The sequence below is a fragment of the Bacteroides sp. Ga6A2 genome, assembly GCF_000702225.1.
Taxonomy (GTDB): domain Bacteria; phylum Bacteroidota; class Bacteroidia; order Bacteroidales; family Bacteroidaceae; genus Ga6A1.
Window position 1 is genome coordinate 1 of record NZ_JNKX01000027.1, and the last position, 24,436, is coordinate 24,436.

General features: G+C 42.1%; 18 protein-coding genes and 1 pseudogene. 15 read left to right on the forward strand and 4 right to left on the reverse strand.

Features of this window, described 5'->3' with window-relative positions; genetic code table 11:
- From T538_RS0107880 to upp, 7 genes and pseudogenes are all read left to right on the forward strand, one after another.
- Positions 1-320: pseudogene (locus T538_RS0107880) on the forward strand (transposase); the annotation flags it as partial.
- A gap of 205 nt (positions 321-525) precedes the next feature.
- Positions 526-2,313, forward strand: a complete 1,788-nt coding sequence (gene rpsA / locus T538_RS0107885; RefSeq protein WP_031536049.1) for a 30S ribosomal protein S1 — start codon at positions 526-528, stop codon at positions 2,311-2,313.
- 106 nt (positions 2,314-2,419) lie between these two features.
- Positions 2,420-3,544 carry a hypothetical protein gene (locus T538_RS0107890; protein WP_031540982.1) on the forward strand — a complete coding sequence of 375 codons (1,125 nt, stop codon included), beginning with the start codon at positions 2,420-2,422 and terminating at the stop codon, positions 3,542-3,544.
- On the forward strand, positions 3,541-4,866 hold the full coding sequence (locus T538_RS0107895) for a GH25 family lysozyme (protein WP_051655960.1): 1,326 nt from the start codon (positions 3,541-3,543) through the stop codon (positions 4,864-4,866). The genes T538_RS0107890 and T538_RS0107895 overlap by 4 nt, the downstream gene beginning before the upstream one ends.
- 11 nt (positions 4,867-4,877) lie before the next feature.
- Positions 4,878-5,612: a hypothetical protein gene (locus tag T538_RS0107900; RefSeq protein WP_031536043.1), complete on the forward strand. Its 735-nt coding sequence runs from the start codon at positions 4,878-4,880 to the stop codon at positions 5,610-5,612.
- Between the two features lie 5 nt (positions 5,613-5,617).
- Positions 5,618-6,394: a leucine-rich repeat domain-containing protein gene (locus T538_RS0107905; RefSeq protein WP_081835073.1), complete on the forward strand. Its 777-nt coding sequence runs from the start codon at positions 5,618-5,620 to the stop codon at positions 6,392-6,394.
- Between the two features lie 14 nt (positions 6,395-6,408).
- Complete coding sequence (upp, locus tag T538_RS0107910; RefSeq protein WP_031536039.1) at positions 6,409-7,068, forward strand: uracil phosphoribosyltransferase; 660 nt, start codon at positions 6,409-6,411, stop codon at positions 7,066-7,068.
- Between the two features lie 19 nt (positions 7,069-7,087).
- On the opposite strand, the gene T538_RS0107915 is transcribed toward upp, so the two are convergent.
- Positions 7,088-7,903 (reverse strand): alpha/beta hydrolase, encoded by an 816-nt coding sequence (locus T538_RS0107915; RefSeq protein WP_051655961.1) that lies wholly within the window; start codon positions 7,901-7,903, stop codon positions 7,088-7,090.
- 139 nt (positions 7,904-8,042) lie between these two features.
- Between T538_RS0107915 and ndk the strand changes: the two genes are divergently transcribed.
- From ndk to T538_RS0107940, 5 genes are all read left to right on the forward strand, one after another.
- Entirely contained in the window at positions 8,043-8,507 is a 465-nt protein-coding gene (ndk, locus tag T538_RS0107920) for a nucleoside-diphosphate kinase (protein ID WP_031536035.1), read from the forward strand.
- Between the two features lie 261 nt (positions 8,508-8,768).
- Positions 8,769-9,572: an ABC transporter ATP-binding protein gene (locus tag T538_RS0107925; protein WP_031536033.1), complete on the forward strand. Its 804-nt coding sequence runs from the start codon at positions 8,769-8,771 to the stop codon at positions 9,570-9,572.
- Between the two features lie 5 nt (positions 9,573-9,577).
- Positions 9,578-10,249 carry a hypothetical protein gene (locus T538_RS0107930; protein WP_031536031.1) on the forward strand — a complete coding sequence of 224 codons (672 nt, stop codon included), beginning with the start codon at positions 9,578-9,580 and terminating at the stop codon, positions 10,247-10,249.
- A 148-nt stretch (positions 10,250-10,397) separates the two neighbouring features.
- Positions 10,398-10,925 (forward strand): hypothetical protein, encoded by a 528-nt coding sequence (locus T538_RS0107935; protein ID WP_155993067.1) that lies wholly within the window; start codon positions 10,398-10,400, stop codon positions 10,923-10,925.
- Positions 10,922-11,278 (forward strand): GntR family transcriptional regulator, encoded by a 357-nt coding sequence (locus T538_RS0107940; protein ID WP_031536025.1) that lies wholly within the window; start codon positions 10,922-10,924, stop codon positions 11,276-11,278. The genes T538_RS0107935 and T538_RS0107940 overlap by 4 nt, the downstream gene beginning before the upstream one ends.
- Positions 11,279-11,355: 77 nt before the next feature.
- Here the strand turns inward: T538_RS0107940 and T538_RS0107945 are convergent, their stop codons facing one another.
- From T538_RS0107945 to T538_RS0107955, 3 genes are read right to left on the reverse strand one after another with little or no spacing between them, the layout of a single operon-like run.
- Complete coding sequence (locus T538_RS0107945) at positions 11,356-12,717, reverse strand: alanine/glycine:cation symporter family protein (RefSeq protein WP_031536023.1); 1,362 nt, start codon at positions 12,715-12,717, stop codon at positions 11,356-11,358.
- Between the two features lie 6 nt (positions 12,718-12,723).
- Complete coding sequence (locus tag T538_RS0107950; protein WP_081835072.1) at positions 12,724-13,464, reverse strand: DUF4230 domain-containing protein; 741 nt, start codon at positions 13,462-13,464, stop codon at positions 12,724-12,726.
- Positions 13,465-13,466: 2 nt separating this feature from the next.
- The gene (locus tag T538_RS0107955; RefSeq protein ID WP_031536019.1) at positions 13,467-14,150 is read right to left on the reverse strand and encodes a DUF4230 domain-containing protein; all 684 of its coding nucleotides are present in this window, start codon (positions 14,148-14,150) and stop codon (positions 13,467-13,469) included.
- Between the two features lie 549 nt (positions 14,151-14,699).
- Between T538_RS0107955 and glf the strand changes: the two genes are divergently transcribed.
- The 3 genes from glf to T538_RS0107970 all read left to right on the forward strand — a co-directional run bounded on the left by glf (position 14,700) and on the right by T538_RS0107970 (position 24,434).
- Entirely contained in the window at positions 14,700-15,833 is a 1,134-nt protein-coding gene (gene glf, locus T538_RS0107960; protein WP_031536018.1) for a UDP-galactopyranose mutase, read from the forward strand.
- A 367-nt stretch (positions 15,834-16,200) separates the two neighbouring features.
- Positions 16,201-20,016 (forward strand): DEAD/DEAH box helicase, encoded by a 3,816-nt coding sequence (locus T538_RS0107965; RefSeq protein ID WP_081835071.1) that lies wholly within the window; start codon positions 16,201-16,203, stop codon positions 20,014-20,016.
- On the forward strand, positions 20,013-24,434 hold the full coding sequence (locus T538_RS0107970) for a DarT ssDNA thymidine ADP-ribosyltransferase family protein (protein ID WP_031536016.1): 4,422 nt from the start codon (positions 20,013-20,015) through the stop codon (positions 24,432-24,434). Before T538_RS0107965 ends, T538_RS0107970 begins: the two co-directional genes overlap by 4 nt.
- Positions 24,435-24,436: the final 2 nt, after the last annotated feature.

Sequence of the window (24,436 nt, forward strand, 5' to 3'; positions counted from 1 at the left end):
AGAGGCTACATCAAGAAGGAACTCTTCGACTCACTGTTCGATCAGGGAGTCCTTCTCGTACATGGTCTCAAGGCGAACATGAAGAACAAACTCATGTCGCTTGAGGAGAAGATTCTGCTTAGGAAAGATGCATCATCGAGTGCATCAACGACCTGCTCAAGAACAAGGCAAACCTTGTGCACTCACGCCATCGCTCGATACACAATTTTATCATGAACATCTGCTCTGCCCTTACTGCATATTGCTTCTTCGAGAACAAGCCGGATGCTCTTCCTGTGCATGTCGAAAAATCAAGACAACTTGAGCTGTTTGAACTCTAATCTTATCCCGAACTGGCGTATAAAATATAAGGGTGGAAGGGAGTGATTGCATTTTGACATATAGTAACGCCCTCATATACTTTGATTTTTAAGCAAAAAACTGACGAAAAACCTTTGCCAGACGAAAAAAAAGTCGTATTTTTGCGCCCAGATTTTATAACAATATAATGTCTAACTTTATTAATTAATTTATTATCAATTTATTATGTCAGATTTAAAGAACATTGCTCCATTGGCAGATTTCGACTGGGATTCTTACGAGAACGGTGCTGCTAACGCAGAGAAGGCATCTCAGGAGGCTGCTTACGAAGGAACACTTAACAAGGTAAACGAGCGCGAGGTTGTTGACGGTACAGTTATCGCCCTTAACAAGCGCGAGGTTGTTGTAAACATCGGTTACAAGTCAGACGGTGTTATCCCAATGAACGAGTTCCGTTACAACCCAGATATCAAGGTTGGCGACGTTGTTGAGGTTTACATCGAGAATCAGGAGGACAAGAAGGGTCAGTTGATTCTTTCACACAAGAAGGCTCGTGCAACACGTGCATGGGATCGTATCAACGCTGCTCTTGAGTCAGAGGAAATCATCAAGGGTTACGTTAAGTGCCGCACTAAGGGCGGTATGATTGTTGACGTATTCGGTATCGAGGCATTCTTGCCAGGTTCACAGATTGACGTTAAGCCAATCCGCGACTACGATATCTTCGTTGGCAAGACAATGGAATTCAAGGTTGTTAAGATCAACCAGGAGTTCAAGAATGTCGTTGTTTCTCACAAGGCTCTTATCGAGGCAGAGCTTGAGGCACAGAAGAAGGAAATTATCAGTCACCTTGAGAAGGGTCAGGTTCTTGAGGGTACTGTCAAGAATATCACAAGCTACGGCGTATTCATCGACCTTGGCGGCGTAGACGGTCTTATCCACATCACAGACCTTTCATGGGGCCGCGTAAGCGATCCTAAGGAGGTTGTTGAGTTGGATCAGAAGCTTAACGTCGTTATCCTTGACTTCGATGACGAGAAGAAGCGTATCGCTCTTGGCTTGAAGCAGCTTACTCCACATCCATGGGATGCCCTTGACGCTAACTTGAAGGTTGGTGACAAGGTTAAGGGTAAGGTTGTCGTTATGGCTGACTACGGTGCATTCATCGAGATTGCTCCAGGTGTAGAAGGTCTTATCCACGTTTCAGAGATGTCTTGGAGCCAGCACTTGCGTTCAGCTCAGGACTTCATGAAGGTAGGCGACGAGGTAGAGGCAGTTATCCTTACACTCGACCGCGAGGAGCGCAAGATGTCTCTTGGTATCAAGCAGCTTAAGGCTGATCCATGGGAGAACATCGAGGCTAAGTACCCTGTAGGTTCTAAGCACACTGCAAAGGTTCGCAACTTCACTAACTTCGGTGTATTCGTTGAGATCGAGGAAGGCGTAGACGGTCTTATCCACATCTCAGACCTTTCTTGGACTAAGAAGATCAAGCACCCATCAGAGTTCACTCAGATTGGCGCAGAGATCGAGGTTCAGGTTCTTGAGATCGACAAGGAGAACCGTCGCTTGAGCCTTGGCCACAAGCAGCTTGAGGACAACCCATGGGATGCATTCGAGGGTCAGTTCACAGTTGATTCTATCCACGAGGGTAAGATCATCGAGATGCTTGACAAGGGTGCTGTAGTATCTTTGGAGCAGGGTGTTGAGGGCTTCGCTACTCCTAAGCACCTTGTAAAGGAGGACGGCTCACAGGCTCAGCTTGGCGAGACTCTTCAGTTCAAGGTAATCGAGTTCAACAAGGAGAGCAAGCGTATCATTCTTTCACACAGCCGTATCTACGAGGATGTTGCTCGTGCTGAGGCTCGTGCTGCAAAGAAGGAGGCTGCTGCAGCTAAGAAGTCAACTAAGAAGGAGGAGACAGCTACAATCCAGAACAAGGCTGCTTCTACAACTCTTGGCGATATCGACGGTCTTGCAGCTCTTAAGGCTCAGCTTGAGAAGGGTGAGTAATTCTTTACACACTATAAATATTACAAAGGCAGGGATTTATTCCTGCCTTTTTTGTTTTTATAATTTTTTTTTGTAAGTTTGCACAATGTAAATAATTTACTTATCTATGGGTTTGTTCAGACGTAAACGCAAATGGTACGAACATTACGGCTATAATGATAGCAGGCTCTCGCAGCACAGGGTGCGGTGGGGCGTTGTTATACCCGTATTCGTCCTGTTGATAGTGTGTGGATGTGCGGCATTCTGTTTCTGGCCTGTTTCTGATGATAGGGCTGAAAAGGCTACTGTGCTTGTTGAGAATAAAAGTTGCTACGCCCTCGAAGTTCCGGGTGTAGATACGCTGTATTTCAGTACGTTCGACCGCAAGAACGGCTTCGGACGAATGCAGATTGTTGAGGATTCGGCTGTTGTGAGCCGGTATGCCACAGGCTTCTTTGTTAGCGGCCCGCAGCCGTGGAGCTTATGCGACGGAAGGGTTGTTACCTCAACGCAGGTTGTCCGTCCTCTCATCCCGCTTACAAAACTAAACATGGAACTTCGCAAATATCTTAATATCTTGCAGAACAAGGTGCTGGCAGAGAAGAAGATTATCGACCATCAGGCAAGCGAATTCAAGTATTATGTCGAGACTCACAATGAGGAGGACGACGGATACGATCAGGTTCTTCTATACTACCGAAAATTAGACAATCGCAAAGGCTATCTTGACAAGATTGAGAACTGCGTAGTAAAGGCTCTGAGAATGAACAATGTAAAGGTTTCTTATCGTTCTAATATGAGTCTTGTGTACCGAACAGAAACCGCCGACACATCGTACGTCGGACGATATAATGCAAGCGTCTTGGCGAGCGAGAGCGACAGCGAACTCGCCCTTCTGCATACCACCGACAGCGTTATGCCCGAAGGCTCTAAGAGCATCAGAATTGCTCCTTTCTCTATTTTCGACGGCGTTGACCACGACATGAGAGTTTGGCTGACAGGCTTTAACATTGGTGCTGTTGAGAGCCGTAACATAGAGAAAGTAAAGCCTGCCGTAATGCAAGGCACGCTCGGACAGATGTCTCAGCAGAGCGGAAATGCAGACAACGTTATACGCACATGGTCGCACACAATTCCTACGCTTCAGTGGAGCGAGGGCAGCGTAATACGTAGTCGGAAAGGTTTTGTAGTTGGCATAAACCAAGGTGACAAAATGGTTGAAGTGAAGGCGGTGAGGAGATTGATGCAATGAAAAAGTATATTATAACAGCATATATTATAACCATTACGGCTCTGATGTCGTGCTCAGACACAAAAACGGAGAGCATGGCATGGGCTGGGGGACAGTACACGGGCGAGGTTGTTGCCGGAAAGCCACAGGGCTACGGAACGTGGACAGACAGCCAACTCACATACAAGGGCGAGTGGAAGAAAGGACAGCGCAACGGCTTCGGCATTTCTACATGGAAGAACGGCAACGTGTATCGTGGTGAGTACAAGAACGATAGAATCTGCGGACAGGGCATCCTGAAGTATGCCAGCGGAGCCGTGTACAAAGGCGAGTGGAAGTCTGACAGAAAAGACGGATACGGCGTTTTGTCCGATTCGACAGGTATTTTTACTGGCATCTGGGAAGCCGGACGCATAGACTACGGAACAGCCAGATATCCTAAAGGCATTATCTACGAAGGATATTTCAATACAAGTCGCGTGGCAGACGGTGTAGGCTGTCTTACAACGCCCGACGGCTCTGTTTACGACGGACATTATCAGGCTGGAGTACGCTCGGGATTCGGCTTTGCCATCGAAAAGACAGGACCGGTAAAGTGCGGTTTCTGGGTCAAGGGCAAGTATCAGGGCGAGAAGATACTCTATTCTACCGACCGCGTTTACGGTATCGACGTGAGCCGTTTTCAGCATGAGCATGACAAGAAGCGATACGCTATACATTGGGGCAATCTGAGCATCACAAGCCTCGGAACAAAGAGTCAGAAGCGCATAAAGGGCGATAACATAACCTGTCCCGTAACCTTCGTGTATGTAAAGGCAACAGAAGGCAAGCAACTGCTTAACAGATACTATGCCGCCGATATCCATGCTGCGCGCCGAAACGGCTATGTGTGCGGAGCATATCACTTCTTTACGCCGGCAGACCCAATCCAGCAGGCGCGATTCTTCTGCAAGAGCGTGAAACTGCGCAAGGGCGATTTGCCTCCGATGCTCGACATAGAGCCAACCGAGGACCAGATTGTGCGCATGGGCGGCGAGAAGAGCATGTTTCAGCGCATCTTGGTATGGGTTAGAATAGTGCAGCGTCAGTACGGCGTAAAGCCGATACTCTATTGCGGTCAGTTGTTCCTGAACCGCCACTATGCAAAGGCTCCCGAGGAACTGAAGAAGTACGACCTGTGGATTGCGCGCTATGGCGAGTACAAGCCTTTCTATCATCTGCAGTATTGGCAGTTGGCAGAAGACGGAGTAGTTAAGGGAATCCACGGAAACGTAGATATAAACGTGTTTAACGGCTCGCACGAGCGTTTCAAGGAATATGTTAGCCAGAATGGCATAAAATAACCTGAACGGATATGAGAAAAGATATTGACATTTCGGTAAAGGGCTTTCCGGCAGCGAAGGTGCAGGAAGACTATTTTTATTGGTATATAGATTTGGGCGACGGCAATGGCGAGTCGTTCTACGAAAAGAAGGAGTTTGCCGATGTAAAGGCAGCCATACGCGAAAAGACCGCTCATCCTGAGGTTGAGAGAAAAGAATCGTGGTCGCCAATCGATGATGATAAAGACGAGGCTGAGAATCAGCCTGCTGAAGAAGAAAAGACCGAAGAACAGCCAGTTGACGAAACCGTTGTGTCGAATGATGTTGACGAAGCCATTCCTGCCGGATTTCAGCGTGTTGAGGAATATCGCGACAACAGACCGCGAAGACTGCGCGACAGCATCTCTTGGAAGGGTAAGGCTCTGATTGCGGCGTTTGTGGTGCTCTTTGCGCTTGCCGTAACTTGTCCCGACGAGGACGCTCATCGCAGAGTGGTGGCTCGCGAGGTTGAGTCGGTTTGCGGAAGCAACGGCATCTATGATATGTTCGACCGAGGAAGCATTTTTTCTGACGTTATCAGCATGTTTATGGATAATGTCGTAGACGTTGTGGCAAGCACGGTAGAGGTAAAGGATTGTATGTTCTTCTCAATCGGCTATCTTGACGGACATCCGGTTAGTTTCGGCATCCTGCATCATGTGTTCATGTTTGCCGACGGCAACGATTTCAAGCAGTATCTGAAAGAAAAAAGTATGATAACAAGATAAGATTTATGAAACGAATCATTTCCATCCTATGTATTGCCTGTGCCGTCTTGGGCGCGCAGGCTTCTGATTTCTGCCGAAAGAATGCCGACGGCAAAATCATCTATTACAATATCACAACGCAGAAGGGCGGCAAGCCAACCGTAAGCGTAACATTCTTCCAGGAAGGCGATGCCTTTACCTACAAAGATACCCTGAACGTGCCCGAAACAGTTACGCGCAAGGAGGTTACATACACCGTTACTGCTGTTGGAAAACGCGCTTTCTACTACTCAAACTCGTTGCAGGTGGTAAATCTGCCAAAGACGGTAACGAAGATTGAGGACGAGGCGTTTAAGATGTCTACCGTTCAGGCGGTTAACGGAACACAGAATGTGGAGACCGTAGGCATTGAGGCATTCTATAGCACTCAGGTAAAAAGCATAGAACTGCCTGCCCTGAAGAAACTCGGCAAGATGGCTTTCTTCGAGTGCGATCTGAAGCATTTCGACATAGGCTCAAACCTCGAGAGAATAGAGGAGGGCACATTCAATTTCAGCAAAGAGTACAGAGTTAAGCTGCCGGCAACGCTGAAATATGTTGGCAAGAAGGCTTTCGATGCACAGCGTATGGCCGATGTTTATTGCCTCGGCACAGTTCCGCCAAAGTGCGAGCCTAATTCATTCTGCGAGAAGTTGTCAGACCTCCGTTCGCTCGTTCTGCATGTGCCTGCCGGTGCTCGCAGCGCATACGAGAATGCCCCTGTCTGGCAGGATTTCGGAACAATAGTAGATATCAAGGAATAAAACGTTCTACACTTATGAAGATTATAAATTTAAGCGAAGAAAATAATATCATCTGTCAGTATCTGGCTGAATTGCGCGATGTTAATGTGCAGAATGACAGAATGCGATTCCGCAACAACGTGCGCCGCATAGGAAACGCCATGGCATACGAGGTGAGCAAGTCGGTAAGATACAAGAAAACTCTGGTAACAACTCCGTTGGAGACGACAACTGTTTCGGTGCTCGACGATGATATTGTGATAGGAACGGTGTTCCGCGCCGGACTGCCTCTGCACGAGGGCTTTCTGGATGTCTTCGACAAGGCTGGAAACGCCTTCGTATCGGCTTATCGCTACTATACCGACCGCGATTGCAGCAATGTAGGCGTGCATATCGAATACATCGCCACTCCCGATTTGACGGGAAAGACCCTGATGCTTGTAGACCCTATGCTTGCCACTGGCGAGAGCATGGAACTGGCATATCAGGCTTTTGAGTCGAAAGGAAAGCCGGGAAAACTAATAATGGCTTGCGTTATAGCCGCTCAGGAGGGAGTTGACCATCTGAAAAAGTGTTTCCCATCAGATGATGTGGTGCTATATTGCGCCACCATCGACCCAAAACTAAACGAACGCAAATATATTGTGCCGGGTTTGGGCGATGCTGGCGACTTGATGTATGGCGAAAAACTTTAGTCTGTCAGGACTAAGGTTCTTACTTTGTTAGATAATCAATTGTAAATTTGATAGCCTCATTATGGTGCTGACTAAATCCATGGTCGGCACCATTTATTATATGCAGTTCGCTGCCCTTGTGTTCGTAGGCAAAACGCTCGCCGTAGGTATAAGGAACAACGCGGTCGTAAGTGCCGTGGATAACGCAAAGCTGACCTGTAAACTGTCGGGCTGTGTCGTAAATAGGCAGAGTCTGGGCAATCTTAACGTAGTTTCCGCCAAGTTTTAGGTTGCCGAAGAGCAGTTTGATTTCCTCTGGCGGATTGGCTGCATCGTACATAACGCCCATGATTGTTCCGCGAATTGCGTCGTCGCGCAAAACAGCGGCTGGAGCGAGCAGTACAGCCTTCTTGATTTTGTTCTTCAACTGTCCGCTTAGCATGGCTGTAACCACGCCGCCCTGCGAATGTCCTACCATAGATACCGACTTAACATAGTCGAGCGATGAGACGTAGTTGAAAATGCAGTTGGCGTCTTCAATCTCGTTCAGAACGGTCATGTGCTCGAATTTGCCTTCGCTCTGTCCGTGACCGTTAAAGTCGAAACGGATGCTTGCTACGCCTTTCTTCAGCAGATTCTCGGCGATGTCCTTCAGCAGAGGCTCGTTCTTGTTACCCATGAATCCGTGTGCGATGATAACCATCTGACATTTCTGTCCCGGTTGCAGTTCGGGCTTCTGAACGATGGCCGACAACATACCTACTGAGCCTTTCACCTGAATGGTATCGGTCTTTGCCGACAGATTAAGCGCGATAAGCGTCAATGCTGCTAAAATTGTACTTTTTATTTTTCTCATTTTTTATGGTATTAAAATTTCAGTGCAAAAATACTATTTTTTTGAACTTTCAGGAGTAGTATTTTGTAAAAATCTTTTAGAAAGTTTTGCTTCTTCTGCCGTTTTTATTGTATCTTTACGAGCCAAAAATTTAAATAAAATGATACAGAAAACATTAGTAATACTGAAGCCAAGCTGCCTGATGCGCGGCTTGATAGGTGAGGTTACGAAGCGATTTGAGCAGAAAGGCTTGCGTTTGGCAGGCATGAAGATGTGTCAGTTAACCGACGAGCAGATGAGCGAGCACTATGCTCATCACGCAGGGAAGCCATTCTTCCAGCAACTGAAGGATGCCATGACCGTTACTCCGGTGGTTGTGTGCTGCTACGAGGGCGTTGATGCCGTTGAGGTTGTAAGACAGCTGGCAGGCCCTACAAACGGCAGAAAGGCTGCTCCGGGCACAATCCGCGGCGATTTGTCTATGTCTTTCCAGGAGAACATCGTTCATGCAAGCGACAGCGCAGAAGCCGCTGAGATTGAGTTGAAACGCTTCTTTAACGAAGGCGAGATATTCGACTACAAGAAGCCGGGAATGGAGTTCATCTACGCTTCAGACGAGCTTTAAACGCATTTTTCGTGACGAAATAGTCCGAATCTTCTTTCTTGGGAGGTTCGGACTCTTTTTTTGTGATTGTTTTTAATTATTATGCACTTTTTCTGAAAAAAATCTGCAATTATTTTGGCGGAAGAAATAAAACCTTTATATTTGTACCGTCATATTTAACTATGACACTATACTTGCAAACATAAATCGCTGATAGGAAACGCTATATGTACAATCTGATTCGGCATAATATAGAAAAACAATTACTTAAAAAAACAGATTATGATTACAATCAAAGACCTCACCTTCGGCTACAAACGCTCTGGCGAAAACGTGTTCAACAACTTTAATCTGGAGATGCACGACAACTGCATCTACGGGCTTCTGGGCAAGAATGCCACAGGCAAATCGACCTTGCTCAACCTTATCAGCGGACTTCTGCTGCCAAAATCAGGCTCTGTCTGCATCGACGGACTGCCATCAGGCGAAAAGAGCAAGGCTCTGCTCGAAAAACTCTATCTCGTGCCCGAGGAATTCATGTTGCCAAACTGGTCGCTCAAGAAGTACATCGACATCTACCGCCCTTTCTACAAGGACTTTAGTCAGGAGATTCTTGATTCGTGCCTGCGCGAGTTTGAACTGCCAACCGACATGAAGCTCGCCAAACTGTCTATGGGAACGAAGAAGAAGGTGATGATGAGCTTCGCCTTGGCTACCAACACAAAGGTGCTGCTGATGGATGAGCCTACAAACGGACTCGACATTCCGTCGAAACGACAGTTCCGCAAGGTCATTGCCAGCAACATGACCGAAGGCCGCACCATTGTTATCTCTACGCATCAGGTACACGACGTTGAGACGTTGCTCGACCATGTTGCAATTATTGGTGGCAACGGCGTTCTGCTCGATTCGAGCACGATGGAGCTGGCAGAGAAATACACTTTCGGGGTGAATCCTGCGGGCGAAATTCTGTACAGCGAGAAGAGTCTGGACGGTGAAATCTGCATGGCACGACGCACTCCCGACGAGGACGAAACGCCTGTTAATCTTGAACTGCTATTCGAATATGTTAACGCAAAACGCTGAAAATCATGAAGAATCTTATTCGTTTCTTGTGGATGAAAGAACGGTTCAACCATCTGTGGACTTTTCTTGTCATTTGGCTGATAGGGACACTCTGGGTTATTGTCATGTCAGATGGAATGTTTCATCTGTTTACTTTGCCGTGGTTCATCCTCGATGTAATACTGGTATTGATATTAGTTTCCAGACTGAGTGAAGTGTGTAATGTTTTCAATGTCAAGCATAATATTCTTGTGCCAGCCAATATGTCGCAGAAATATCTGTCTTTGCTGCTGTTCCAGATGCCACTGACTGTTGCTACGGTTGTTTTGGGCTATGCGTTGGCTTTAGGTTGCGGAAATGTCTTGCTTCATTGTTTTGGCGGAAATACGATAGATTTGACGCAGGCTTGTGACTTTTTAGTGTTGGACCCAATTGCTTTGGTGGCGATGTTGCTTGGTTGCATGTGGTTGCTTACGCTCAGTATTGGCTACGGAGCCATGTCGATTTCTATATTCGTATTGCTGGCATTTGTATACATGAAGATTTTTTCTTTTGCATACGGTCATGGAATGGGAATTCAGACCATGACAATGATTTTACTTGTAAATGCAGTAATCTTACTGCCTGTATCTTGGCTTATGTTTATACGCAAGAAGTACGATAAGTTTGTCTGTTTCTCACAAAACGTAAACGGATGATTTCAACATAAATTATAACTTTTAAATACGTTTCATTATGTTACGATATAAAGCATTTCTGAAAGACGAGTCGTTGTTTATATTGATAAAGAACTGTGTGTTTTTGCTGGTGTATGCTATTTTCCTTTATTTTATTCTCACAAATTGTGTGAGAGATGGATATGTCGGGAAATTGTCGATGTCTCCTTTTTTTAGCGGAGTTTTTATTGCACATATCTTTGTGCTTATCCCCCTAATGGGAAACAAGACAATACAGTTGCTTCCTGTTTCGGTAAAAACAAAATATCTGTATGTGTTGTTACATCCGTGGGTGGCGTATGTGGCATTTTTGCCGATGGCAGCGGTTGTGGATTATCTTATTACACGTTATTTTGTTGGCGATAGCTGCTCAATTGTTATAACTTTGCTCACACCAATGTCTTGCTTGAAGTTCATGTATTTAGAGACGATTTCCTTGTTCTTTGTTTTTCTGTTCCGTTCAAATATCATTCGTATTGGATGCGCTGTAATTCTTGTCCTCTGGACTGGTGTATCCAAAGTGCCAGAAGTATATGAATTCTTGGAGAATGGTATGGTACAGGTATTTATTTTCTTGCTGGTGGTAGTGTTGAATGTGGTTAACTACAAGCTATTCAAACGCTGTCAGCCAGCAAATAACGGTCTTTTAATGATATGATTTCATCCAACGAAAAGACAATCTTCGGCAAGGTGGCATATCTCATCTGCGAGGAGATTCTGAAGGGCAACTACAACGAGGAAGACCGTATTCCGGGCGTGCGCGACCTTGCCGCGACCTACGAAATCAATTACAATACGGTAATCCGCGCTATGGAGGTGCTGCAACGCGAGGAGATTGTGTACCAGAAACGCGGCATCGGCTATTTTGTCTGTACCGATGCCAAGAAACGACTGCGAAAGGCTCAGCGCGAGGAATTCATGCAGAAGACTCTGCCCGAAATCTTCCGTCAGGCTCGTCTGCTGGGCATCGGACTTGATGCCATAGCCGAGGCGTGGGAGAAAACGAAATGACATCCGTGTCTCTCTTGAGGCATACGAAAAAAAGAATCCGCAACATCTGTCTGTAAAAAGATGCTGCGGATTCTTTTTTATTCCTCCTCGGGAGCGTCCTCTTCGAGATTGCCCTCCCACAGATATTTTCGCGTTTCGCTTATAAGAACCTTCGAAAGGAACACGAGCGACAGCAGGTTAGGTATCGCCATCAGCGCGTTGAAGCAGTCGGCAAGGTCCCACACAAGTTTCAGATTCAGCACAGCACCGGAGAAAACGGCTATAATCCACAAAACTCGGTAACTCCAGATGAACTTGTGCCCCAGCAGATATTCGATGGTCCGCTCGGCGTAATAGCTCCATCCCAAGATGGTTGAAAAGGCAAAGGTGATGATGCCGAACGTTAGGATTGGCGTTCCAAGATACGGAATCTTGCTGAATGCGACCTTGGTCAGCGCGCCGCCGTCGTGATAGTCTATATCCGGAAATGCAATAATACTGCTAACAAGCATGATGCCAGTGATGGCACATACCACCACGGTGTCCCAGAATGTTCCCGTAGACGATACCAGAGCCTGACGCACCGGGTTGCGCGTGCGTGCTGCGGCCGCTGCGATAGGGGCAGAGCCCATTCCCGACTCGTTGCTGAACAATCCTCGTGCAATGCCGTATCGTGCTGCAATCATCACCGTAGAGCCTACGAAACCGCCGCCTGCCGCCTGCGGATGGAATGCAGAATCGATTATAACGCTAATTGCCTGTCCAATATAGGCGTGATTTATGCAGAGAATATAAAAGCATCCCAGAACATACATTATCGCCATAAACGGCACGAAAGCCGTGCATACCTTGGCTATGCCCTTTATTCCGCCGATGATGACGAGAGCCACCAGAATGGCCGTTATTGCGCCCGTAATCCACGCTTCTATGCCGTAGCTCTCGCGAAGAAGCATCGAAATAGAGTTTGCCTGTACGGTATTGCCAATTCCGAAGGCGGCGACAGATGTGAAAACGGCAAACATTATGGCGAGCGTCTTGCAGTTAAGCCCCTTTTCGAGGGCGTACATCGGTCCGCCGAGCATCTTGCCCTTATCGGTCTTTACGCGGTATTTAATTGCTAAAAGTCCCTCGGCATACTTCGTTGCGATGCCGAAGACGCCTGTGAGCCAGCACCACAGCACCGCTCCCGGACCTCCGAGGGCTATTGCCGTTGCCACTCCCACGATGTTTCCTGTGCCGATGGTGGCGGCAAGCGATGTGGCGAGCGCTCCAAACTGACTGACGTCGCCGTCGGCATCCTTGTCCTTCTTAACCGACAGCTTGATGCCCGTAAACAGTTTGCGCTGCGGAAATCTCAGAATTATAGTCAGATAGATGTGGATTCCCACAAGAAGTATCATCATTGGCCATCCCCACAGAAATGAGCTGATATCACCAATTATGCTTTCGAATTTTTCCATGCCTTTTTATTTGCCGAAGGTTAGTTCAACGTTGTTGTATCCAAACGAGCGGAAGAATTTTGTAAGTTGCTGTCGTGCCGTTTCTTCGGCTTTCTTTCGGTTTTGTGCCGAGAAGCCTTTCTGTAGCATCATGCGGCGCGCCTTCTGATACATGCGCTCCTTGTCGTTGCCGGTCCATGAGCCGTCCTCGTAGAACGAGCGGGTGTTAGCCTCGTCGATAAAATTCTTGTCGAGCACCTTGATTGCCGGCAGACTGGCGCGAAGAGTGTCGCCCTGAGTGGTTAGCCATCCGTCCTTACATTCGTGCATGTCTATGCCTATGCGTACCGTGCCTTTGTATATGCGTGCAAGCGTGCTTGTGCCCGTAAAGAAACCTTTTTTGGTGGTGTCTACAAGTTCTTCCATATTTACCGAAAGAAACTCCCATTCGCCAATCTCCTCTATGCTTCGTATTTCCGCAGGAGTAATGTCGATGCGTTCGTCGCGCACAATCTCGAAACTCGTAGCTGTATTGTACACCATCTTCGTGATGGCGTATGCCGTGCCTATTGCGATGGCAGCCACAATGCACGTCAGTTTCCAGTGCTCGCGTGCGAATTTCACTACTGCTGCGCCCGGAATCAGCCTTTTCAGTCGTCTTGTCCACTTGTTTTCGGGCTTCTTCTCGCCATTGACGGTAGTGCCGTTGCCGACAGAAATCTGTTCTTCGGCAGCCTTGTTTTCGGGTTTGATATTGTGTTCTTCCATCGTTATTTCTTTAATTTCATTGTGTTTCCTTCCAGAATGCCGATGAGGGCATCGCCCATGTATTGCTGAGGGAATTCAACGGTTATGTCCTCTTCCTTATAGCCCATTTTTACGAGCATAGGAATGATGATGCGCGCCGCTCCGTCGCGTGTGCTCTCGATGATGCCAAGTTCGGGAATGCTCTCGATGATGCTTGCCATGCCCTGTTGCTCAAAGTTGCTCATCTCCTCGTCGCTGTAGTTTGAGCGCGAGAAAGAGACGTACTGCTTTATGCCGTTGTGGTCAACCTTTGAGCCCGACACGATGATGTGCGGTTCGGGCAAGATTACGGTTATCTTGCCGTTTGGCATCTTGCGTATGTTGTTCTCGCTGAACGAACTCATGTCAACATAGCCCTTCAGCGTGGCATCAATCGGAATGGCAATCTTGCGGTCGGCAAGCGGCAGTTTCATGCTGAATTTCTTTGCAAAGAACGAGCCGTTCAGCCTTACAACATCGTCGTGAGTGATAATCTTATGAATCTGATATTCAGAAGTATATAACTTTGAACTTTGGCTTACGCGAAGAATGAGTTGCGGGATGGAGTCGCGCGCGTCCTCGGTGGCAGGCTTGCTTTCTTCCTTCTTGCCGCACGATGCAAGCAGCACGAGCGACAGGGCGAATATCGTTTTAACAAATTTGCTCATTGTCTGGATTATGTTATTTTGGCATTATTCTGTAGAAAAAGTGGTGCAAACTTACATAAAAAAAATGATATACGTTCCAGAAGTTCGAAAAAACACTTTCTGCGCTTTCTTAAATTCTTTCCGCCATTTGCCGATTTGTCTCTTTTAAATGGTATTTTATGTGAAATTACGGAAATGTTGCTTATTTATCGTTATTTATTCTTTAATTGTATAATTTATGTGTATTTTTTAAACAGAAAGTTTGTCAGATAAAAATAAAATGCAGATATTTGCATCGTAAAATTCCATTAGATAAATCTACTAAGGATATTATAACACAAATTAAGACATTGGGACAAAGAAATTTGCTATTTAGGTGTTAAGAAATTTATATAAGGATTGATACATAAAATATGTTGAGTTTTTAGTTTTCTCATGGAAAGGATTCGTTGTGAAACGAATCCTTTTTTAATGCTGTGTAGCTTTGGATATAGCCGTTTGCTTTTCTGCGACAAATAAAAACGGTCTTTTTAAAACTTCCTTCTGAAATAATTTCTTATCTTTGCAAGCATGAAAAACAAAGATTTTGACTATCTCATTGTCGGTGCAGGCTTGTTTGGCAGCACCTTTGCATACAGGGCGCATCGGGCAGGACTGCGCTGTCTGGTTATCGACAAAAGACCTCATTTGGGCGGTAACATCTATTGCGAGGACATCGAGGGAATCCACGTCCACAAGTACGGTGCGCACATCTTCCACACATCCAACAAAGAGGTGTGGGACTTTGTCAATTCGATAGTCGAGTTTAACAGATACACCAACTCGCCGGTGGCAAACTACAAGGGCAGACTCTTCAATCTGCCTTTCAATATGAATACGTTCTACCAGATGTGGGGCGTAACTACTCCGGCAATGGCAATGGCTAAGATTGAGGAGCAGAAGATACTGGCCGTGGAGGCTCTGGGCGGTCGCGAACCGTCGAACCTCGAGGAACAAGCTCTTGTCTTGGTCGGAAAAGACATTTTCGAGATGCTAATAAAGGAATATACCGAGAAACAGTGGGGGCGAAAATGCTCCGAACTTCCGGCATTTATTATAAAGCGACTGCCAGTGCGGTTGATTTTCGACAACAACTATTTCAACGACAAGTATCAGGGCATTCCGATAGGAGGCTACAACAGGCTCACAGAGGGCTTGCTGAGAGGCATTGAGTGCAGGACAAACGTTGATTTTTTCAAGTCGGAATTCAAGGACGGCTGGCGTGATATTGCTAACAAAATGGTCTACACAGGCGCAATAGACGAGTATTTCGGCTTCAGACTTGGAAAACTCGACTGGCGCACCGTCTCGTTCAAGACGAGGGTAGAGGATATGCCTAACTATCAGGGAAATGCCGTTGTAAACTACACATCGCACGAGCAGCCTTACACACGAGTGATTGAGCACAAGCATTTTGAGATGTTCGGTCAGGAGGTTTACGACTGCCCAAAGACCGTTATAAGCGAGGAATATTCAACCGAATATTCCGAAGGAATGGAGCCTTATTACCCTGTAAACGACGACCGCAACAACGCTCTGGCTGAGCAATACAGAAAGTTGGCTTCACAAGAGCCTGACGTGCTGTTTGGCGGCCGTTTGGCACAATATAAGTACTTTGACATGGCTCCGATAATAGAGCAGGTTTTAGGGCTTGAAATAGGGTAGTTAAATAGAATTTAGAATATAAAATATCGCAATATGATGCTTGGAGAAAACACTCCTCTTGGAAATTGTGAGATACATTTAGATTGGAAACTGGAAGTGGAGAGTCAAAGGCAAAAACAGGATTTCAAAGTATAAATTCTGCCTGTTTGTTGCTTTCAAAGTGCAAAAATTGCACTTTGGAAGAATTTGCTGTTCTTCGCATTATTTAACAAGAGTATGCTGGCACTCAAAAATAAGTAGCTATAGAAATATTTTTTTGGAGACAAATAAGTATGTCTCTCTGATAGGCGCTGTGAGGTTTATTGAAAAATAATTGGTATAAAGTCTGTAGTTTTGATCAATATTAAAACTCAAAGGAGGGATTATTATGGTAATAAGACTAAATAATGTTTTAAAGAAATTAAATATAGGAATTAATGCTGCAGCAGAATTCCTACAAAAAAAAGGTGTCCCAATTCAAGATGCGACACCTAATGTTAAGATTACTGAAAAGCAATATGAGATGCTTGTTGAAAATTTTTGTGCCGATAAAAATATAAATGTTTCTAAGTCATTTGGATTAGGCACGATTGATCTTAATGGTCAAAGTATTGCAACTCGTCCTCAAAGAAAAACTAAAGAGGAAAGAAGGGAACGTGATGAACGCAATAATCAACGTAAATCTAATGGTCGTAAGCGTGTAACGTCTATTGAATCGAGCAATACTCTGGTTGCGATTCGGGATATTTGGCAACGTTTTGTAGATATTCAAGAAAAGCTTATTAAACTGCGTTGCTCTCCTATTTCAATAATACCAGAAAGTATAGAGGTTGATAATGATAAACTCTATGTGACTGTAGATGAAAGTCGTAACGAACAGCAATTGGATTCTATTTTGAAGGGTAAATTAGAACTTGATTCATATGATCTTGAATCTGGTTATATTCTTGTAGATGAATCAAAGTGGAATACTTTGCAAGAAACGGAACTGGAACAAGTCAGAAAAGGCCTTTCTGAGTGTTATGTTGAGCTTGATACCACTCCTGCAATAAATGTCATTATCAATTACGGTGGTGACATGGAGCGTTCTGACCTGTTGTCAATTGGTGAGTTGCATCAAATGGATTCAATTCTCAAAGATGGGAATCTCGTTGAAGGAACAATAGACGATAAAGCTACTTTTATATCCAAAGTACGCATTGATCTAGAAGGTTATATAAAGTATCTTTTTGGTGAGCACTACGTTACATACGAGAAAAAGAAGAAAAATCAACAAGAGTCCAAAATTATAGAATTGTTAGAATATCATAACCAATATATACCATGGGATGTGATGCAGCAATATTCTCATATAGGCCTAAATTGTAAACAATATACTCTTATTTTTAAGATAAATAATCCGAAAGCAAAAGAAAAACTGAAAGATTGTTATGACTGCTATTCCCCGAATACTGATACTTTTGAATTTTGTCGTAGTTTTACTAAAAATAATCCGTGTCATAAGGATTATGTAATTGAAGTAAACGATAATATCCAAGCCTTTATGAATGAAGCAATGATTTATTGCTCGAATGACGATATTGAAATAGAAATTCTGTTTGGGTATTCTATATCAAAACATCAACTTGTAAAATCGAAATTTGCAGAGATTGGACAATATATCAGAAACAAAGGTGTGGGGTGTAGTTTCAATGATGAAACAGGAGCAATTGGAATTGACTTCAACTGGAGGACAGACAATATAGACGAGATTCTGTCTGAAATTGAAAGTAAAAATCCTTTTGTAAAGGTAAACGTTCATGATGAACATCGTTTTAAGTGTTCTGTTAATTCTCAATTAGTTGGTTATGACTCACTGAAGCAAGTTCTAGAGGACAAATATGATAATATAGATATTCAAAATGATAGTGTTTATCATCAAATTAAGATTCGATTACCATATCTTGAACCAGATTACTATGAGCTTAAGCGAGCACGTCTAGAAAGTGATCTGCTTCAATTGTTGGTTACAGGTATTAATGTACAGTTTGCCGAAAAAATACCAGGTAAGATACGTCTTAACGTCAGCTATAACAAAAAATCGCGATTAGAGGATCTTCAAGAAAGTATTACAGAGATGCGTAGAGCTGATTTTGGTTTTATGCTTGACGATAAGGAATTAAAGTTTGGTAAACTCTTGAAGGCAAACTATCCAGAACTAGTATTCGATATCGATGTGTCTGATGATAAGAAAGAACATATTATTGAAGCATTTGAATCAAAAGCAATAACAACTATAATTCCTGTATTAACTGGAGAATTAGAAAAAATCTCACGATTGAAGAATACCTTCACTATGGCTGCGACTGGTACAGAATTGGTAAATCCACGCTTACAAAGGTTTATTTTCAATTCTGCAGAAGCCGTGAAAACAAAGGATATCGATTTTTTGCTTCGTAGGGATGGTGTAGTTTACAGAGATTTGTGTGAGCATCTGCTCAATTCTAGAGTTAATGAGCCACAGAAAAAAGCTATTATTAAAGCTATGTATGCAGAGGATCTTGCTGTAATCCAAGGTCCTCCGGGTACTGGTAAATCAACAGCAATTGCGGAAATGATATGGCAACTTGTAAGAAAGGGACTACAGCAAGGAAATAAACGAGAAAGAATATTGCTAACATCCGAAACGAACTTGGCGGTTGATAATGCCATTTCCAGAATAGTTAATGACAAAACCAATTTGGTTAAGCCTGTACGATTTGGTGATGAGGAAAAACTAGAATCAGAAGGCCTTCAGTTTTCTATTGAACTGATGAAGCGATGGGTAGAAGAGGGTGAATCTTGTCTTATCGAAAACGAAGCAGACGAGGAAACACATACAACTGTTCAGAATAACTTGATTCTTAAAAACTGGCTTGACAATATCTCTGCAAGATCATTTAATAGAACCAATAGTAATGAAAATAATGTGTCTGAACGTTGGCGCAACTATCTTAATCATCCAAGTAGGGCATTGCGTGAAATAGTATACAATAGATACATTGAAAATGTAAATGTGATAGGTGCGACATGTAGTTCAATAGGTGATAGACGAGCAGGCAATGAGGAGTTTAATGGATTCACTTTATTCTTCCGAAATTTTTGTGAGGTGTTTAAACAGAAAAGAGGAAAAGCGAGAATAGAATTTACAACAGTAATTCAGGACGAGTCTTCTAAAGCAACTCCTGCAGAATTAGTGTTGCCTTTTGTATATGGTCAAAGAGCAATCGTAATAGGTGACCATAGACAGCTTCCTCCTATGCTTGACAAAGAAGAATTTGAAGAGACGTTAGATTATGCACAAAAGATTGCTATTGACGATAACGATAGGGCAGAAATTTGCAAGCTTAGAAAGTTTGTTGATGAACACTTTGAAGAGATGGAAGTCTCTCATTTTGAAAATCTATATAATAATATTGATGAGTCATTAAAAGGTTCTTTCAATTTTCAGTATCGAATGCACCCTGATATAAATGAAGTTATCGAACAATTCTATCGAGCAGATGGCGGTTTATATTGTGGGTTAGTAAAACCTATAGACCTTGGAGTTAACGATCATGATATGAGTAATCCTGCTTCTCGCTATCATGGAATTGATATTCCTGGATTGATAGATCATAATACTCATGTATTGTTCATTGATACAAACTCACCGGAAATGATGGATGGAACGTCTCGTGTTAATTATGGTGAAATTGAAACAGTTGATAAACTTTTGACAAAATTTGAGAAGTCTGATTCGTTCCATAGATATCTTGGTAAATTCACGAAAGAAGAGGACAAACAGATTGGCATTATAAGTTTTTATGGAAAGCAGATTAAGCAGCTAAGAATGATTGCTCATAGTCACTCAACTTTATTAACTCGTGTAAGTACTGTTGATCGTTTCCAGGGTATGGAACGAAATATAGTAATTGTGTCAATGGTTAGAAGCAATACAATTCAAAGTTCCAAGAATCAGCAACCTGATTGGAAACGTTACCCTGATTTAGGTTTTCCAAAGCAAAAATCATTAGGCTTTGCACAATCTCCAAACAGATTGAATGTTGCATTGTCTCGTGCGAAACGATTATTAATTATTGTCGGTAATAGAGAACTATTCTCATCTCTCGAAATTTATCAGCGATTATTCCTTACGATAGATTCAAATAAAAATAACAAGGTGCTAAAACAACAAGAAGTATGAGTGTAATAACAGATAAAATTAGTTCTTCAGAGTACATCTATTCAGCCTGCACTAAGTGGGGGGTGAAAAAATATATCTGTGATGTTGCATACTTTACAGAAGAACCTCTCGATGACCTGTATTATGTAATTTGCTCAATACTTGATTCTACAGAAGAAAAGTGTTATGACAAACATAGTCTTGGCATTTTATTAGGTTTTTGTATGTCTGATCAAGAATTGGATGGAAAACGTGAGGTGTATTATGATGTAGCAGAAGTGAGAATCTTTGAAGATATACTGTCAAGGGTAGAAAAAGAACACCTAGTTAAAATTGTCGGTAATGAAGTTATTCTGACGGAGTTAGGTAGGATATCTTTGAAGGAAGGTAAGCATTATCAATTCTTTATAGGCACTCAGGACGTCTATGAACATTCTATGGTGAAGTCTAGGACGCCAATGGCTATGATCATGTTCCCGTTTTATAAAGATATGGGTATCTATTCTTCTATTAAGACTAAAAAAAATATATGGCCAGAAGATGAAGAAATAGAGAAAGTTATATATTATAATAATGATCAATTAAAGAAACGAATTGAACTTCAGTCAAAAGAAAGGTCGAATATTTATTTTGCAGAATTACAGGCGTATTTTGATTTAGAGACAATAAATGTTTCTGTAGAGTTGTTTAAGGCTGGCAATGAGTATATTCCAGCTATAATGAATGGTGATTGTATTGCAGTATGTGCAACGGAGCTTCTCAATGAAGAACTCAATAAAATCAGAAAAGAAAATATTGTCCTTGAATGTTTGTTCCTGAAATTATGGGATGATAAGTCGTCTATTTTAAGCTATGAATCATTGGAGCCATACTTTGATTTAGTTGATTACGAAGAATTAACTAAAGATTCCCGTACAATATGGACAGATTCTAAACTTTTCGAAGTAATTGTTGATAGGGCAACAGCTACATGCTGGAGGAATATAACACGACATTGTAATATAGAAGTACTTAAGGAGCACATAAAAGATTATAAAGATTTTCTTGATTGGCCAATTCTTACAGAGCGAATAGATGATTCATTTCTCATCGACAGTTTCCTTATTTATCCTTGGAATTTAGAAGTCTTATCCGAGGATGTTAATAGGAAAGAATCAGTTATAGAGCAACTCATTCTATTCCAAAAAGAAACCGAAGAAGATTGGAATTGGGAAGAATTAGAGAATAGACTATCTCGGAATTTTGTTCTTGCACACCTTGACCTCGTTAAGGTGAACCTAGCTTCATATACTAATGATTCAGAGGAAGTTCGTAAAGCAATTCTTCGCTATAGTGATAAAAGGTGGGATTGGAATAAAGTAGAAAATGAGTTTTGTCTTGATTTTATATATGAGAACATTTCAATTTTAGGTGTACATTTTGAATTAGTAAAACTTTTAGACCGAGTTTTTACAAATACTGAGTGGGCATCAAAGTTTGTATGTAATGATTCATTTGCTGATATTATAGCCCAAGCGAGCAAGGGTGATGGAGTTTTGTCTTCGGCAATCTTTAATGATAAAGAATATCTATGGACAAGTGACATAATTGATTTGTTATACAAAAATGGGCTTTTGTGTTGGCAATCAACGTTGTACATGAAGGGTTTCGAATGTAATCCTTATTTAGTATGGACAAAAGAATTTTTTGATAAATACTCTGTAAATGAATTTACAGAAGAAGGTAGAAAGTATGTTTCCTCTAGGATTTCTGACATCAATATATTAATAGATTCGAAATCTTATCAATGGGACTGGGATTCAATTTCTTCTAACAAGTCCCTTCTTTCTGAAAAACTTCTGTTCTCTTGTTTCGGATCAAAACTTAATTGGAAGGTTGTATTGGCAAATCAGACGGATGCAACATTTCTGCAGACAATAAATGGCATCGAGTTGATGATTGGAGAAGATAAAGATGCCTGGACTGCATTTTCTTCAATTGCAAGCATAGACTATGTTATCAGTAAATACAAAGATTTTAAATATCCATGGGATTGGACAGTTTTAACAGAAAGAATGTTTCCAAGATTAAAATTAGAAAATTTAGGAAATAGGTTATTTGTAGAACAGTGGGATTGGACATACATCTCAGGGCATGTTGGTATCGATTTCTTGATGGATAATCTTGAAAAGTTCAGTAAGTATTGGAATTGGGAAGTATCACTGCCACGTATATTGACTCCTGCAAAACGATTTGATTATAACTTTCTTGATAAACTAGCAGTTATTCTTACAGACATACCAGGGAGAGAACGATGTCAAGCAGCATGGAGTGCAATGACAAAGCAGTATTCGTTCAGGGAACTCAAGAAGATTATCAGGGAAACAATTAGAAAACGGGAATACTGGTGGGATATGGATTATTTCTGCCGACATAAGGAGTTCTATGTGTTCCGTGATCTTGATGAATGTAGGAATATTGTTGATTGGAATATTCTCTCAAGTTCAGAAACTGTAGATGAGAGTTTTAAGTATAATCCAAAATTAGGTATTAAAGAAAAGGCATGGCGAGACGAAATCCGCAAGATACTTTCCGACGAAAGAAATCGTTGGAATTACGCTTTGCTGTCTCATTTTGAAAGCCTTCGTGACGAACGATGGTTCTTATCTCAGCACAAGGATAAAATCGATTGGAACTATATTTCAAAATTTAGCAGAGTTTTTTGTGTACGAGATGAGCAACAACTGAATGAAATTATTGAAGAATACAAAAGGTATGTAAATTTTAAATCTCTTTCCGAACGAAATGATGTAGATATTGAACAGATTATTAAAATCAATCCTCGAGCAGAATACGATTACAATAAGCTTATAGAACATGGTATAGTCAAGCCAACAATGCAGTTTGTTGAAAAAATGCCAGACTATCCATGGGATTGGCAGCTTCTTACTTCTTCAACTTCAACGTTCTATCCAACAGTCCAGTTCTTACTTTCTCATATAGATTGTGAAATCAATTGGAAATTATTATCTTTACAAAATAATCAAGCATGGTCAAACGAAGAATTGATAATTGCAGTAGCTAAAAATGATTCTATCAGTAAGCAAATTGATTGGTATTCTATTTCGTCATTGAAAGAATTTCCTATTACAAACAAAGTTTTGAGTGTTGTTCCTATTGAAGATATTAACTGGAAGTACATATCAAGTAGAAAATCTATAGTACCTTTCATTGATGATTATATAGACTACATTGATTGGAGAGTTCTATCAAATAACCAATATGTAAAATCGACCACACTAGAATTTCTAAATAAATATAAGGATTATGTCGATTGGAGTATTATTTGTAAGAAGAGTGATTTTAAATTCACTAAAGAGATTCTTGATTCGTTTGCAGATTATATTGATTGGAGTCTGGCATCCGATTCGAAAGATATATATTTCTCCAGAGAATTGGTTGACAAGTATAGAGGCAAGTGGAATTGGCCAGTATTAGTTAATAATAAAGCCTTCAGCAATACGTTTGAAACCTCAGACATGCTTTGTTCTAAACAGATTAATGTTGTGGAATTTGTCTCTAAATTCCCAAGAAGGCCGAAAGCATATCATTTTACACATATGGATAATGCTATAAAGATTATTCGTGCTATGAAACTGCAAAGTCGTAATTGTGTAGAAGGAAACTTTTCTAATAGTGCTGGAAGTAATGTCTATAGGACGGGAAAAGCTCACAGATTTGCAAGATTCTACTTTAGACCAAAAACACCTACTCAGTTTTATAATGAATGTTTAGGTAAGGATATTGATGACAACAAGTATTATAGTAGAGCGTTGAATCTTGGATTACCCAAATGCCCACTTCCTGTATTTTTTATATTTGATATTGAAGAATTGTTATCTGTCATGCCGGATTTGTGTTACTATAGCAATGGTAATATGCAAAAGGATTCATCAAGATATTTTAAGGTGGTGGATGATCCTAACAGAATTAAGGCGCGAGAAATATACATAAACAGTTCCGACACTTTTGACGAAAGGCAACAAGAATTCCTTATTGATGGAGAACTTGATTTTTCAAAACTAAAAGATGTTAAAATTTGTTGCTACGATGATTTTCAAGCAGAAATGTTAAGAAAAGAAGTTAAGGGGACAAAATGGGCGTATATAGTATCTTGTTGTCCAGAACTTTATTTACATACTAATAAGGTTCTGTATTTTAGAGAGAATAACGAAACAATTACTGTAAATACTGATTATAGATCTCCTTTTGAACTAAGAGTTGCATATAGTGGTAATCAAACTCCGACTATTGTAAATAAAGAAAATGTTATACGGCAACGTGGTAATAATATATATGTGTCATCATCTGTTGAGATAAAAAAAGACTGTTCGTTCGAGGTCTACTTTGAAGTAAGTAGTCCAAGGACAGGCAGTTGGTTGGTATATAGAAATAAATAATA